Raw genomic sequence first — 14,755 nt, forward strand, 5'->3', positions numbered from 1 at the left:
TATAATTAAAATAAACTTGTATACTCTTTATACTCCAAGTTGCAGTATTTTTGATTATGACTATTCGTGCTAGCTATCCATATAAGCTATTAGCGACTCATTCACTTTTCTCGTAACTGCAATTTAGAATATATGTAGAATTATAAATTTTAATTTACAGAACAAAGTAGAAAGATAATCTTTCTACTTTGTCGATTACTTATATCAGGGATAGATTTCCTCCCTGACATTAATTACTATTATGGATAAACCAAAGTATAGTTAACTTGTGCTACTACTTGACCTGCATTAGTTACTGGTGTTTTTGCAAAATAGAATGCTTGATATTCTAATTGTGCAGAACCGTTAGTAATTTGTTTCGCGCCAACTGGCAGACCATTAACTTTAGCTTGTGTACCAGCAGCATCAGCTAAACGAATTTGCACGCCAGCAGGAGCTTGAGTTGGGTTAATGTTGCCATTTGTTGCATCGCCATTCGTCAAACTTTCAAAATTAGCAGCAACATTCACACCATTTGCACTACAGTTTTGTAGATCAAGGGTAAAAGAAGTATTACCCGCAGTATCACCAGCAGCTGCTAAAGCCGTTGTTGATACAGTAGGCAGATCAACAGTTAAATTTTTGCTGGCAGTTGTGACATTACAAGTGGTATCTGTAATTTCGCCATTGAATGTAATAGTGCCATCTGCTGCCATAACTGATGCCGAAACTGAAGATGCAACTAATAAAACTAAAAGAGATTTTTTCATATTTAACCTTTGTAAGATAAAACGAGTCCTATCCTTTATTATTAAAATAAGGATGATTAACTACACATGTTAATAACTAAAGTTTGGCTAAATCCTTTTAATACCACTTTCCCAAATTAAATAACTAAGGTATTTGCAACAAATATATTCTTGTCGTAAATAGTCTTGTCATAATCAGATAATAAAACTACGATATTCACATTAAATGCATTAGCAAATTTAGCTAATGATTCAACATCAATTCTATTTATGCCACGTTCAAAACGGGAAATTTGCTGTTGGCTTATTCCTGTTATTTTACCTAGCGTTTCACCACTCCAACCATTCTGTAACCTGAGTGATTTAATTCTTTGACCAATTGATAATGAGTATTTATATCTTTCAATTTCCATGTAGGGTACCTCTGAATTTATTATTCATGTTTTGATTCAGATGAGTTGATGCTCAATATATTACGCATTCAGCATTTAAAAACAAATAAGCTCACTCATTCACGAGTAGGTAAAGAAACTTAATTAAACATCAACATATTGGTGACTTGATAATAAACAAAACCAATAAAAACATAATGTTATTAAGAAACAATAAACCAGAATTAACAACTGATTTTGTAAACTAGACTGAGATAAAGAAGATATAAAGCCTGCTTTAAATTGAAAAATCGACATTAACACTAAAAAAATCAATTTTATGTTTTAATATATATTATCTTAACTACATTTTTAGATTACCGTCGTTATTATCCACATTATGAGTGACTAATTACGATGACAAAAATAACTAAAAATGACAATCATATAATGAAACACTCACGTAAAAATTCATGTATCATTTATAAAATCACAATAAAGATATATATTTTTTTACATAACCAACATTTCTCTCACATTCCTTTAGGAGTGTACAGCACCAAAAAATCTTTTGTTGATAGCCTTATTTGGACCGGAAAATACTCAGGAAACTAAAACTCTGAATTAATCTTATAAATTCAAAAGATTAAAAATTGATCATCATTAAAAATATTTTAGATGATTACGCCAGAAATTAATTCAATTATAAAATATATAAAAAAACTAATGATTTATTTTATTTTCAGAAATTAACACTTCGTTAAACTTGATTCCATTGACATATAAACTCTTATATTTTTATATCCATAATTTTAAAAATGCATAAAATAAAAACCCCCATTACTATTAATATAATATCAATAATAACGAGGGCTTTTATTTACTTTATCAATGCTTATAATTCATTAACGTTTGCTTATTTCTCAGTTAAATCAATTTGGTAAATAGCAAAGCCAATATTATCAGTTCCTACTTGTTTTATCGGATACAGTGAATGCTGTTTAATAAATGCTGCAGCTTTCTCTGTTGGTGATGTCTCAAAGCGAATATCGAGTGGCTTATCTGTTTTGATAGGTAAGAAGGACCAATTATTATCAGTCTTGCTAGCAACTTGTCCTTGCTGTTTAGAAACCTTCGCAATATAAGAGGCGAGTATCGAACGGTTTTCATCTGGTGAGGCAAAGGCGATATGGCTATCACCAGTTCCTGCAAATTTACCGCCATAGGCTCTATAGTTATTAGTCGCAACCAAGAAAGTTGCTTTAGGATCTATCGGTTTACCTTGGTAAGTCACATTTTTAATTCGATTAGCTTGTGGATTTACAGACTGACAATCCACATCATATTTTGCAGGTTGAGTCAGGTCTATTTGATAGTTAATGCCACTAATAGTGTCAAAATTATAGGTCCTAAAACCATCCCAGTTAATTAGGCTTTGAGGTGATGTTGATTGAGGGTCAATACGATTGAACATACCTGCAGAACATTCAAGCCACTCAACGACTTCAGCACCTGTCGCTTTAACAACGACTAACGTATTAGGGTATAAATATAAGTCAGCAGCATTGCGGAAAGTCAAATCGCCTTTTTCTACTTCAACAAATTCATCTGGTGCATTTTTCCGCCCGCCAACCTTAAATGGTGCAGCAGCAGCTAGAACAGGCAGCTCCGCCAGATCAGGATCACCCTGAATATAGTGTTTGGTGTAATCAATTTGTGCATCATTAACGATCTGAACCGTTGGATCACTTTGTACTAATGCCAAATAGCTGTACATATTGTCAGAAGCTTTACCAATCAACTTGCTAACAAACTGACGTGTATCATTGTGCGGCTTATCAATGAGCTTAGCTAACTCATTATCACGCTCAACTAATGGCTTTTTATTGGCTTTATCATAAACAGGGCGCGCCTCTGCATTAGCGTCAATAACTTTCCAGTTGCCGTTATCATTATTTAATACTAAATCTACCACACCAAGGTGATCTCCCCATTGCCCTGGCATAACAGCAGGAATACCATTAACGGTTCCTTTGGCAATATCAACACCTTTAATATTTGCAAATTCTTTGCTTGGAAACACGCCATGTGAATGACCAAACATAATTGCATTAATGCCCGGAACATCACTCAGATAATAAACAGAGTTTTCAGCCATGGCTTTATATGGCTCTTGAGAAAAGCCCGAGTGCGGGATCGCAACAATGATGTCTGCCCCTTCTTTTTTCATTTGAGGAACAAATTTTTTAGCCGTTTCAGTTATATCATTAACGGTGACTTTGCCACTTAGGTTTGGTTTATCCCAAATCATAATTTGTGGTGGAACAAAACCAATGTAGCCAATCTTTAAGTTATGTTCTTTACCATCACGGTCTTTAACGGGAGTATCAACAATAATATAAGGTGTAAAAAAGTTTTCCCCCGTTTTAGCATCAATAATATTGGCGTTTACATAAGGAAATTTAGCACCTGCAATCGCTTTTTTCAGATAGTCCAATCCAAAATTAAACTCATGGTTCCCAAAGTTACCTACGGTATAACCCATGGTATTCATTAAACTATGAGCGGGATGTGATTCCCCCTCTTTTAAGCCTTTTGCAGCCATATAGTCCGCTAATGGGCTACCTTGAATTAAGTCACCGTTATCCACCAACACAGCATTAGTTGCTTCAGCTTTAGCCGCTTTAATCAAACTTGCTGTACGGACTAAACCAAACTGATCCGTTGATTTATCTTTATAGTAATCAAAATCAACCAAGTTGCTATGGATGTCAGATGTTTCCATAACACGTAAATCAACTGTCGCAGCATTGGCATTCAACGTTACAAATAAAGCCAATGTCGACAGTTTAAAGATATTATTCATCCGTAATTCCTCTACACTAATTGATGCAAAATCATCTTTGCATGATTTTCAGTCAAAAAAGAGCTTAAAACCCTTTTTAGGATCTTTATAAAAAGTGCCCTTAATACATAATGAAGTCACTACCTATCTTAATTAGATTGATTTTATTTAATATAAATCACAAAAATTCATCATCACAGTAACTATTTTGACCACAACCATGCCGCTCCTCGTACTCCACTCGAATCACCATGAAGGGCTTTGCGAATTGGCGTATCACATTCACGGCCAAATACCCAATTTTTCACCCGTGAGGGGAGTGTTTGATACAAGTTATCGACGTTACTCATTCCACCACCGAGTACAATAACATCAGGATCTAACATGTTAATCGCTTGCGCCAATGCCCTTGCAAGCCGCGACTGATAATTACTCATTACAGCCATAGCCTGTTGATCACCTGATTTCATCAAATTAATAATCTCTGCTCCTATTTTTGTTTCGCCAGTTAACTTACGGTAATCGCTCATAAAACCGGTTCCTGAAACAAAAAGCTCAGTACAGCCAACTAAACCACAATAACATTGTTCTTCTTGAAGAAATGTACGATCTTGCTCATCTTGCCAAGGTAGTGGATTATGTCCCCACTCCCCAGCCACACCATTTCCCCCTGAATGAACTTGCCCATTAATCGCGATCCCAGCACCGCATCCAGTACCAATGATAACGGCGAATACGACTTTTGCACCTTTGCCTGCTCCATCGACCGCCTCTGATACAGCAAGACAATTGGCATCATTTGCCACTTTTACAGGCCTTTCGAGTAACTTAGCTAAATCAGCATCAAAAAATTGCCCATTTAACCATGTTGAATTCGCATTTTTTACTCGTCTTGTGACAGGAGATAAAGTGCCAGGAATACCCACACCTACCGTTCCTTTTTTGCCTGTTGCTGTTTCTGCATCATTCACTAGACTCGCGATTGCGTTTAGTGTTGCTTGATAATCGCCACGAGGCGTTGCGATCCGTTTTCTAAATAAGCTCTCACCATCATCATCCAGTGCGATAACTTCGATCTTAGTACCACCGAGATCAATTCCAATTCTCATCATTGCCCCCCCCACTGTTTGTTCTGTACTTGTAGTGTATAGAAACCATGCCATTAATACTGCTATATGTAATAAATTATGTGATAAGGCATTTTTTTTCGCTTAATAACTGACAATTCGTTATTATAGCCATCGGTTAAAATAGGCAATCCATCAACAAAGGTAGGTTTTTCATGTGGTTCAAGAATATATTGGTCTATCGTCTGAATCGTGATCTGGCACTCAGTGCGGACGATCTGGAAAAACAACTTACCCCTCTCGCCTATCACCCTTGCGGTAGCCAAGACATGATACAAACAGGTTGGGTTTCCCCCATGAAGGGTTCTGACTCTTTAACTCATGCTGCCGGTAACCAAATTCTAATTTGTGCGAAAAAAGAAGAGAAGATGTTACCTTCTCCAGTGATCAAGCAAGAACTTCAAGATAAAATCGAAAAACTGGAAGCTGATCAAGGTAGAAAACTGAAAAAAACTGAGAAAGATTCTCTTAAAGATGAAGTGGTTCATTCGCTACTTCCTAGAGCCTTCAGTAAATACAGCAAAACCTATATATGGATTGATACCGTTAACCAATTAATTATTGTGGATGCAGCGAGCGCCAAACGCGCTGAAGACAACCTAGCGCTATTACGTAAAAGCCTCGGTTCACTCCCTGTCATACCATTAACATTTAAAGATCCAATCGAACTCACCTTAACAGAGTGGATCCGCTCAGGTTCACTACCTCAAGGTTTTGCCGTAATGGATGAAGCTGAATTAAAAGCAATTCTTGAAGAAGGCGGTATTATCCGTTGTAAAAAGCAGGAATTGATCTCCGACGAAATCGCCACACATATTGAAGCTGGAAAATTAGTCACTAAGCTGGCTTTAGATTGGGAAGAGCGCATACAATTTATGCTGTCAGATGATGGTTCACTGAAAAGATTAAAATTCAGTGATACATTAAAAGAACAAAACGATGATATTGGTAAAGAAGATTATGCTCAACGCTTTGATGCCGATTATGCCCTAATGACGGGTGAACTTAGCTCTCTCATCACGCGCCTTATTGATGTTCTCGGCGGTGAAGCTGAACATTAATCAACAACTTATTTTATCATTGGCAACACAATTTCATCGTGTTGCCATCACTTTTTAGACCTTGCTAGCATTGCCACTATTAAGTCATTGACTACCCGCCAAATCTCTGCTGAATTACATTTCAATAACAAAAATAACCGAGTCGTAACCATAAGGTCAAACTTCAATCGCAGGAATTGTTATGAAAGAGCTCATCGAACCAGAAGTGGATGAACATTCACTTGTCACGCTGCAAAAAATTACGGCAGATAACTTTTCTGAAATTTGCCTATTAAGCCATACACTCAGTGAAGCACAACGTAGTATGGTGGCTGATAATGCATATTCTATTGTTGAGGCTCAATTTTCAGATTGTGCATGGTATCGTGGTATTTATGCCGATGATGTGCCAGTTGGGTTTATCATGCTGCATTCTGGATTAGATGATGATGAACTTGAGTATGATGGCATTATGCTATGGCGTTTTATGATCGCAGAGCCCTATCAAAAACTTGGGTTTGGCCGTGAAGCCCTAATCCAAGTGATCCACTACTTAAAAAAGAAAGGATACCCACGCTTGTATAATAGCTGTGGTGAGGGAGAAGAAAGCCCTTTTGAGTTTTATCAAAAACTAGGCTTTATCCCAACGGGATCTTATCTAGACGATGAATGCGAATTGGTTCTTGATTTAGCGAATTGGCAAGATGAATAACTGATTGGCGGGTATTACCCGCCAACATTATCGCTATCGATTATGAAAAAAACACTTAATAAACAACCAATAACTACACTAGAAACTCAATTAATTAATGTTTTATATTTAACGGGATACCCTAAATAATTCGTGTTGCAGCTAGGCTCACAACGCTGCAACAGAAGTATGACGGGTATCTGATGGGAATCAATTATTTCTGAATTAAATAACGTATAGTTGGCCCATCTTGTTGAATATCTAACACCGTATAGCCATAGTTTTTTGCATCTAATGGAATGTTATTAATCGATTGTGGGCAATCACTCACCACTTCTAATATTTCCCCTTTTTTTAACGATGGCATCGCTTCCAATGTAGCTACCGCGGGGTAAGGGCAAGGCTCCCCCACCATATCTAACCGATAGTCAGGGATAATTTCTTTATGGCTCATAATGCCTCCGTTGATGCAATTGCTTGAGTTTGCGCGCGTTTACGGAAAAAGTATTTTTCCCACACTAACATTAAAATAAAGGCTAATGCCAATAGCAGATAAGTCACCGCTAATCCACCTTGGGGACCAAATGTTTCGAGTAGATTAACCTTATCAAAATCCGTTGCTAACCAAGGTGCCAAATCATCCCAATAATAAGCAAGAATGGTCGCGCCAATAATGTTACCAAAACCAACCCACCAATAATGGACTTGCCCTTCAACAGCACGATACATCCAACCTGTTTCACAGCCACCAGCTAACACAATCCCGAAGCCAAACAGTAATCCGCCGATAACCGCATTTGGACCTGCCCAAAGAATTTTTGGGGTTGCGCCGAGTTGCACATAGCTAAAAATACCAATCGCACTGACCGCCATACCAATAATAATCGCTTTTGCCATGTGGGTTCTTCCTGTGATCCATAAATCACGGAATGCCGAGGTAAAACAAATTTGAGCACGTTCAATCAGTAAACCGAACCCTATACCACACAAAATAGCGATGCCCAATACAGGTGCATCCCATAAGGTATAAAAACCCCAAGCAATGGCAATTAAGAATACCGTCATACCTAACTTAAAGCGCTTTTTAGCCACATCAGTTCGCTGTGTTAAAGGAGAAGCCGCGGAGACTTTTTTTAACTTAACGGGGATCCTAAACATTGGCATGAGTGTGAATTTAGCGCCAAAATAAGAGCCTGCCGCTGTTGCGATAGCAAAATACCATGCGTGCAAAGAAAATTGAGGGATCCCCGTAAAAAATGCGGCAAGATTACATCCCATAGCTAAACGAGCACCAAACCCTGCAATAATACCGCCGATAATAGCTTGAAAAATACGGATCCGATGTTGGGGCATTCGTAATTTAACATTATTTGCCCATAGTGCTGCCGCGAAGCATCCAGCAAACATCCCAATTATCATCACACCATCGATTCGATCTAATGGGCTGCCAGAAAAACCAATAACCTTAAAGTATCCCCAATTTTCAGGTTCAGCACCAAATAGCTGTAAAATGTGCCCACCCCAGCGAGTGAATTCGCCAGTTACTGCCCAAAATGTGCCAGTTAGGCCAAAGTAGTATGTCGATAAGACACCTGCTGCAATAACGGCAGGTAAAGGTTTCCAAAAACGGATGAGATAGTGAGATTTAAACTCAGACCAAGTCATGTTAACTTCCAATTGATTCACGCCAGTACCTGGCAGAGAAGCCCGCCGTTGTATCTATACTCTAAATAATTCGAGTTGTAGGTTGGCGGCAAGTGAAGTAGGCGGGGAACATAGATAAACACTATGACCCGACGAACATAGCTTAGTCACTTATACCTTAACGAAAACCCTACAGCTTGATGTATGACGAGTATATTCCCCACAGCAGGTAGGGGTAACATCATACTCCGATAATTCATTTCGTGAAGATATCTATGCAAATAATTCTAGCCGCATTTAAGTAAACCGCAATTTGTACAGTTAGCAAAATCCGCCGTAAACCTTCGCCCAATGCGGGCGGAGAGATAAGGCGAAAGCAGTCACACAAAAAAAAAGCGTTATCAGAGATAACGCAGGAATGTGTAGTCTTATTTATCTATAATAGAGGAGTATAATATGAAATTGCCGATTAAGGCGTTGCATTGCTATGCGTAGTCTGAAATCAGCCCATTTGACTTCAGAATAACATTCTTCAACTGATAAACCGATTCATCATTAAAGTAAAACAATATGGTAAAACTTATTTTTGTTAACTCAAGATACCAAGGTTAATTTATATTTCCCTAGTTTGGCGTATAAAGAAAATAAATAGTTTAAAGCATGAAAAGTGTTTAAAAGTATTTCCAAATGTTATTGTTTGCATTATAACGCAACACAATTGTTGCGCAAGTGTTTTTTTCATTTAACTAAAATTTCCAAAAACAATAAAAATACACTTAAAAATCAACAACATTGTGAATAAAGCTTGTTTCAGTTAAACATTAATATATATTTTTAGAAATAATTTACATAATTACTGATATCTTGAAAATGTTACAAAATCAATTTTTAATTAACTCTTCTTATCTGGAAATAGATTAAAGTTTAATTGTTATGTTTATTTAATCATATATGTGAAAGCATAATAAGTATTAATCTAACTTATTCTATTATCTTGATCATTCAACAACACACAAAATGAATACGCTATTTTCCTATCCTCTATTATATTACCCATTCCTTTTTATTTATTAAAAAACAATCAGTTATATTTTCCCCAAAGAAAGCGAACGCCTAATTCGAGTTAAAATATACGCGTAACTACTTAGCGCCATTCAAAATTAAATAATCCCATAAAGAAAAAATGGTTTATTTTTAATAATCACTTAGTGAGCTAATAGAGCTAAAAGTGAAAAAAAAAGCGAACAAATAAGTTGCATTTTTTATGCACTTTAAAATTATAAAATGACGGTATTGATTCAAGAAATTAATGATTAAAGGCATAAAACGGAAGGAAATTAAATAAACAACAAATAATAAAAACGCGTTGTATCTCAGCTGAAATACAACGCGTTGTAAAAAAAATTATGATTTACTGCTTAGGTGCGGTTGCTTCCATGCCAACTAAACCAATTTTAAGATAGCCTGACTGGCGTAATGCATTCATGACATCCATCATTGTTTCATAGTCAACGCTCTTGTCGGCTTGGAAAAATATGGTTGTCTCTTTATTGGCATTTGTTGCCACATCAAGTGATGTTGCTAACTGTTCTTTCGTTACCGCCTGATCGCCAATAAATAGCTGACTATCTGATTTTACCGTAAGGAATACAGGCTTTTCCGGACGCGGTTGTGGTTTTGCTGTCGAAGCAGGTAAATCAACTTTGATATCAACGGTTGCTAATGGTGCAGCCACCATAAAGATGATCAGTAGAACCAACATAACATCAATAAAAGGTGTTACGTTAATTTCATGCATTTCACCGCTATCGTCTTGTTCATCGCCTAAACGCATTGCCATAATCGTTTTACCTTGCTTTACTATTTGCCAGATCCAGATCGCGACCTAATAGTAGCGCAGCTTGTGCTGCAACATCGCCAACCTGACCACGATAGTTATTAATCATACGCGCAAAAATGTTATAAATAACCACAGCAGGAATAGCTGCAATCAAACCAATTGCTGTTGCCAGTAATGCTTCTGCAATCCCTGGCGCCACAACAGCTAAGTTAGTTGTTTGTGAGTGAGCAATACCAATAAAGCTATTCATGATCCCCCAAACAGTACCGAATAGCCCCACAAATGGAGAAATTGCACCAATGGTCGCTAAATAACCATTACCACGCCCCATATAACGGCTAATCGCCGCAATCGCTCTCTCTAAACGGAACCCTGTACGCTCTTTAATACCAGCCAAGTCTGTGCTTTGTGCAGATAATGTTCTCTCAGCAACAGCTTCATTAAGTAGTAGGCTAGTCACACTGTTTGCTTTAAAATTACTTGCAATACTCACGGCTTCATCTAAAGATTTAACATCCGCTAATGCTTTTGCTTCTGCTTTCAGGCGACGGCGAGCCACTAATAGCTCAATACCTTTGGAGAAGAACAGTGCCCAAGTGATAATTGATGCGATAACCAGCCCTATCATGACGGTTTTAACGACATTGTCCGCATTTTGATACATACCCCAAACCGATAAGTCTTTATCAAAGCCACCTTGGTTTTCAGTTTCAATGGAAATACTTTCACTGATCACAGGTGCTGATATGCTATTTTCAGCAGTAGGTTGGTTTTGTGCTGTTGGCGTCACGGCTGATGGATTACTGGCTTCAGGAGTAGAAGCTGCCGGTGCTGTTTGAGCTGATGTAGAGGTTGTTGCAGGTGTGGTATCTGCATGTGCTGTTCCCATCAGACCCATCGCCAATAGAATAGAAGCTGTTAGTTTACGCATCAGTTGGCCTTATACTCTCTTTTTCTGTGTTCTATTAATATACTCACCATAATTCAAGTTGCAGTACTACTCCTTGAATTATTTAAAGTAAAAATGTGTGCCGATGATGCATCACTTACAATCACCGACTAACCGATAAAAGCGAAATTCCCTCGCCCAATTTAGCCATTTTTTAAAATGGCGGTGCTGATAATATCAAACATGGTGCGAATTGATAGTAATTATCATTACTATTCAACATTTTTTTATTATTTCTTGCTCTGAAGCAAATAAGACCATTACAGTCATAAGGTTATTTTACGCTGACATGAAAAAAAATCAGATTGAAAGTTAAAGCGTGTACTTCCTCAATCAAATCATTTAACTTCAATGAATCACTTTTCCAATTTTCCTACTTTAAGCAAGTTCAAGGACACAATATGGCAAAGATCCGCCCCGAAACACAACTTGTACACCTAGGCAGAAACCCTAAATATACACAAAAAGGGGTTAATCCAATCATTCAGCGCACTTCATCAGTCATCTTTGACACCATAGAAGAGAAACGTCATGCAACACGTTATCGCGCAAATTCAGTACTTTTCTATGGTCGCCGTGGAACGCAAACACACTTTGCCTTCCAAGAAGCCATGACTGAACTAGAATGCGGGGCGGGTACAGTATTATATCCTTCTGGGGCGGCTGCCATTACCAATGCAATATTATCATTTGTCTCTTCTGGCGATCATATTTTAGTCACCGGATCTGCTTACGATCCGACACAAAACTTTTGCGACAACATCCTGACTAAACTAAACGTTACCACCAGCTATTTTGACCCCCTAATTGGTGCAGGTATTGTGAAACTAATGCGCCCTAACACGCGCATTGTTTTTTTAGAAGCGCCTAGCTCTATTACCATGGAAATTCATGACTTGCCCGCGATTGTACAAGCTATTCGTCAACAGGCTCCTGAAACCATTATCATGATAGATAATACTTGGGCAGCAGGTGTATTACTGAAACCTCTACTATTAGATATTGATATTTCAATCCAATCAGCCACCAAGTATATCAATGGTCATTCAGATTCCATGTTAGGGGTTGCCGTTGCCAATCAACGTTGCATTGAGGCGTTACGTGAAAACTCCTACTTACTTGGTCAAACTGCCGATCCAGATACAGTGTATATGGCTGGGCGTGGTTTACATACATTAGCAACTCGCTTAAAGCAGCATGAAGCCAGCGGTCTTACCGTTGCACGATGGTTAGAACAACACCCTGAAGTTGAACGTGTTTTCCATCCTGCATTACCCTCTTGCCCAGGACATCAATTTTTTGTCCGCGACTTTAGTGGCAGCAATGGTTTGTTCTCTTTTCAACTAAAATCACGCCTATCCCAGCAACAATTTGAGGACTTCCTCAACCATTTTAACCACTTCAAAATGGGCTATTCATGGGGAGGTTATGAATCGTTAATTTTGGGCTATCAAAAAGAAGATTTGCTGAGTATGCGTCAATATAATTTTCAGCCCAACGATGGCACATTTTTCCGTATCCATGTTGGCTTAGAGCATCCACAAGATCTCATTGATGACCTAACATTGGCATTCGAACGTATTTAAACTTTATTTTTCTCCAATACTTTCATGATGTTCGCTAACATGAAGGTATTGGCATAATATCAATTAAAATTTCAACTAATCCTCTCATTCAGTAAACAAATCAAACTTATCGTCATTTTTTCCTGTAAGATAATAATGAATTCGCTTTTTTCGCAGCTTTTTTCGTAAATACAGGAACGATTATGGAAGTACTACGCGAAATCGTACTCGCACTTTGGCACCACGATTTCCTTAAACTCTCCAATCCAGAAGTACTTTGGGTTATTTACACAGTTCTCTTTGTTGTCATCGTGTTAGAAAATGGAGTGCTTCCCGCGGCCTTCTTACCCGGTGATACCTTATTGATCCTTTCAGGTGCATTGATCGCGAAAGGTGTATTGAGCTTTGTACCAACCATCTTATTACTGACCACTGCGGCAAGTATTGGTTGTTGGCTCGGTTTCCTTCAGGGAAGATGGTTAAGCGAAACAAAACTGGTTAAGCGCTGGCTATCGCAAATCCCCCATGAATATCATGAAAAAGCTAACCATATGTTTCATAAGCAAGGGTTATATGCACTGTTGATTGGACGCTTTTTAGCCTTTGTACGAACACTACTGCCTGTTCTCGCAGGGCTATCTGAACTAAGCCACCGCCGTTTTCAGTTATTCAATTGGTTAAGTGGATTACTTTGGGTAGGAATTATTGTCACACTAGGCTATGCATTGAATCAGATCCCATTCGTCAAACAGCATGAACAAATTGTCATTAGTGTACTGATGATTTTACCTGTACTGCTACTAATTGGTGGGTTAATAGGATCGATTATGGTGTATTGGAAACATCGTAAAGCTCTTAATAATAAAACAGAATAAGCAAAAGCCGCCTTTATACAAAGGCGGCTAAATAGTTTTTAGCAAGCGAAGTAAACCGTTAATGCTGAAAACAAATATTGCCCAATCACTGGTGTCATCCACGTCCCCCGCGAAATAACAGGATCCTCTCGATAGATTTGACGGATTTTCTCCTGAAGAACAGGATCACCCCCCGTAAATTGGTTAAACATGGTTAGCCATATTTGCGCGAGTGATTGCACCTCTGCCGATTCAGGGGGAAGCCCTGCTCTTTGCGCATTATAAAGACCCGCAATCAGTTCAGGCCAAACTCTACCTGACTCAAAATAGTGCTCTCGAACAAAAGCGAATTGCTGCTCCGTTAAATGAGGTTTAAAAATCGCTAGCTGGTGTTCACTAAACCCTTTCGCAACATACTCAATCATTTCCTCAGTAATACCTGATGAAATAGCAAATTCATTGTCTGATAAATGGATAGTATTTAAGCGAGCAAAAAAATCCGGATTTTCCCCCGTGTCTTGTTCTAGCGCTATCATCCATTCAGTTGCGACCTTCTTCGCTTGTTCTGAATCAGGGGCGCTCCCTGCCTGCATCAGTGCTTTCACCGCTGCCACTCTCTGCTGCCACTCTTGGCTCTTTAAGGTATGTGCCGTATAAAGAGGCATCTGCTCTAATTCTTTCGGTGTAAAATATTTATCGTACATGGACATCATCTCCAAAATGGAAAACCAATCAGCCTGAGTGAGAGTGTCGCCTGCCTGCATCTGCCGCTGAAGCTGCTCCAATCGATATTGCAACTGAGCCATCTGCTTCATTTGCGCCGACAGTGCATCAATACGCTCTTGCAGCATTTGCGCCATATCACCACTTTGACCATCTAAGATCTCACCGATGTCTTTAAGTTTAACACCCACTTGTCTTAACATCTGAATTTGCGTCAAACGTTCGAGACATTGCACGTTATACAATCGATAACCTGCATCGGTTCTTGCAGTCGGAACTAATAACCCTATTTCTTCATAATGATGAAGTGTACGGATGGTTAGCCCTGTTTTTTGGGCAATGTCACCCACTTGAAATAGCATATCTGTCCTCCTGAGA

At 38.4% G+C, this 14,755-nt stretch carries 13 protein-coding genes; 4 read left to right on the forward strand and 9 right to left on the reverse strand.

Annotated elements, in window-relative coordinates; translation table 11 throughout:
- Positions 1–239: 239 nt before the first annotated feature.
- The 4 genes from AC3Z9T_RS14130 to mak all read right to left on the reverse strand — a co-directional run bounded on the left by AC3Z9T_RS14130 (position 240) and on the right by mak (position 5,053).
- Positions 240–749 (reverse strand): fimbrial protein, encoded by a 510-nt coding sequence (locus tag AC3Z9T_RS14130; RefSeq protein WP_490126750.1) that lies wholly within the window; start codon positions 747–749, stop codon positions 240–242.
- Between the two features lie 116 nt (positions 750–865).
- Entirely contained in the window at positions 866–1,141 is a 276-nt protein-coding gene (locus AC3Z9T_RS14135) for a helix-turn-helix domain-containing protein (RefSeq protein ID WP_070926849.1), read from the reverse strand.
- Positions 1,142–2,015: 874 nt separating this feature from the next.
- Positions 2,016–3,965 (reverse strand): bifunctional 2',3'-cyclic-nucleotide 2'-phosphodiesterase/3'-nucleotidase, encoded by a 1,950-nt coding sequence (locus AC3Z9T_RS14140; protein ID WP_490126751.1) that lies wholly within the window; start codon positions 3,963–3,965, stop codon positions 2,016–2,018.
- Positions 3,966–4,147: 182 nt separating this feature from the next.
- Entirely contained in the window at positions 4,148–5,053 is a 906-nt protein-coding gene (mak, locus tag AC3Z9T_RS14145; RefSeq protein WP_490126851.1) for a fructokinase, read from the reverse strand.
- A 173-nt stretch (positions 5,054–5,226) separates the two neighbouring features.
- Between mak and rdgC the strand changes: the two genes are divergently transcribed.
- A complete protein-coding gene (gene rdgC / locus AC3Z9T_RS14150) occupies positions 5,227–6,132 on the forward strand; it encodes a recombination-associated protein RdgC (RefSeq protein WP_490126752.1) in 906 nt (301 codons plus the stop codon).
- 181 nt (positions 6,133–6,313) lie between these two features.
- Positions 6,314–6,823, forward strand: a complete 510-nt coding sequence (locus AC3Z9T_RS14155; RefSeq protein WP_490126753.1) for a GNAT family N-acetyltransferase — start codon at positions 6,314–6,316, stop codon at positions 6,821–6,823.
- 193 nt (positions 6,824–7,016) lie between these two features.
- On the opposite strand, the gene yedF is transcribed toward AC3Z9T_RS14155, so the two are convergent.
- The 4 genes from yedF to exbB form a co-directional block, all read right to left on the reverse strand.
- Complete coding sequence (gene yedF, locus AC3Z9T_RS14160; protein ID WP_004926886.1) at positions 7,017–7,256, reverse strand: sulfurtransferase-like selenium metabolism protein YedF; 240 nt, start codon at positions 7,254–7,256, stop codon at positions 7,017–7,019.
- Positions 7,253–8,467, reverse strand: a complete 1,215-nt coding sequence (gene yedE / locus AC3Z9T_RS14165; RefSeq protein ID WP_490126852.1) for a selenium metabolism membrane protein YedE/FdhT — start codon at positions 8,465–8,467, stop codon at positions 7,253–7,255. The genes yedF and yedE overlap by 4 nt, the downstream gene beginning before the upstream one ends.
- 1,390 nt (positions 8,468–9,857) lie before the next feature.
- On the reverse strand, positions 9,858–10,286 hold the full coding sequence (gene exbD / locus AC3Z9T_RS14170; protein WP_490126754.1) for a TonB system transport protein ExbD: 429 nt from the start codon (positions 10,284–10,286) through the stop codon (positions 9,858–9,860).
- Between the two features lie 7 nt (positions 10,287–10,293).
- A complete protein-coding gene (exbB, locus tag AC3Z9T_RS14175; RefSeq protein ID WP_490126755.1) occupies positions 10,294–11,217 on the reverse strand; it encodes a tonB-system energizer ExbB in 924 nt (307 codons plus the stop codon).
- A gap of 419 nt (positions 11,218–11,636) precedes the next feature.
- On the opposite strand from exbB, the gene metC reads away from it, so the two are divergent.
- Both metC and AC3Z9T_RS14185 read left to right on the forward strand, forming a co-directional pair.
- A complete protein-coding gene (gene metC / locus AC3Z9T_RS14180) occupies positions 11,637–12,821 on the forward strand; it encodes a cystathionine beta-lyase (protein WP_490126756.1) in 1,185 nt (394 codons plus the stop codon).
- Positions 12,822–13,003: 182 nt separating this feature from the next.
- Positions 13,004–13,675, forward strand: a complete 672-nt coding sequence (locus tag AC3Z9T_RS14185) for a DedA family protein (protein WP_490126757.1) — start codon at positions 13,004–13,006, stop codon at positions 13,673–13,675.
- 38 nt (positions 13,676–13,713) lie between these two features.
- On the opposite strand, the gene AC3Z9T_RS14190 is transcribed toward AC3Z9T_RS14185, so the two are convergent.
- A complete protein-coding gene (locus AC3Z9T_RS14190) occupies positions 13,714–14,739 on the reverse strand; it encodes a MerR family transcriptional regulator (protein WP_490126758.1) in 1,026 nt (341 codons plus the stop codon).
- Positions 14,740–14,755: the final 16 nt, after the last annotated feature.

It is taken from the genome of Providencia sp. 6390 (assembly GCF_058148425.1).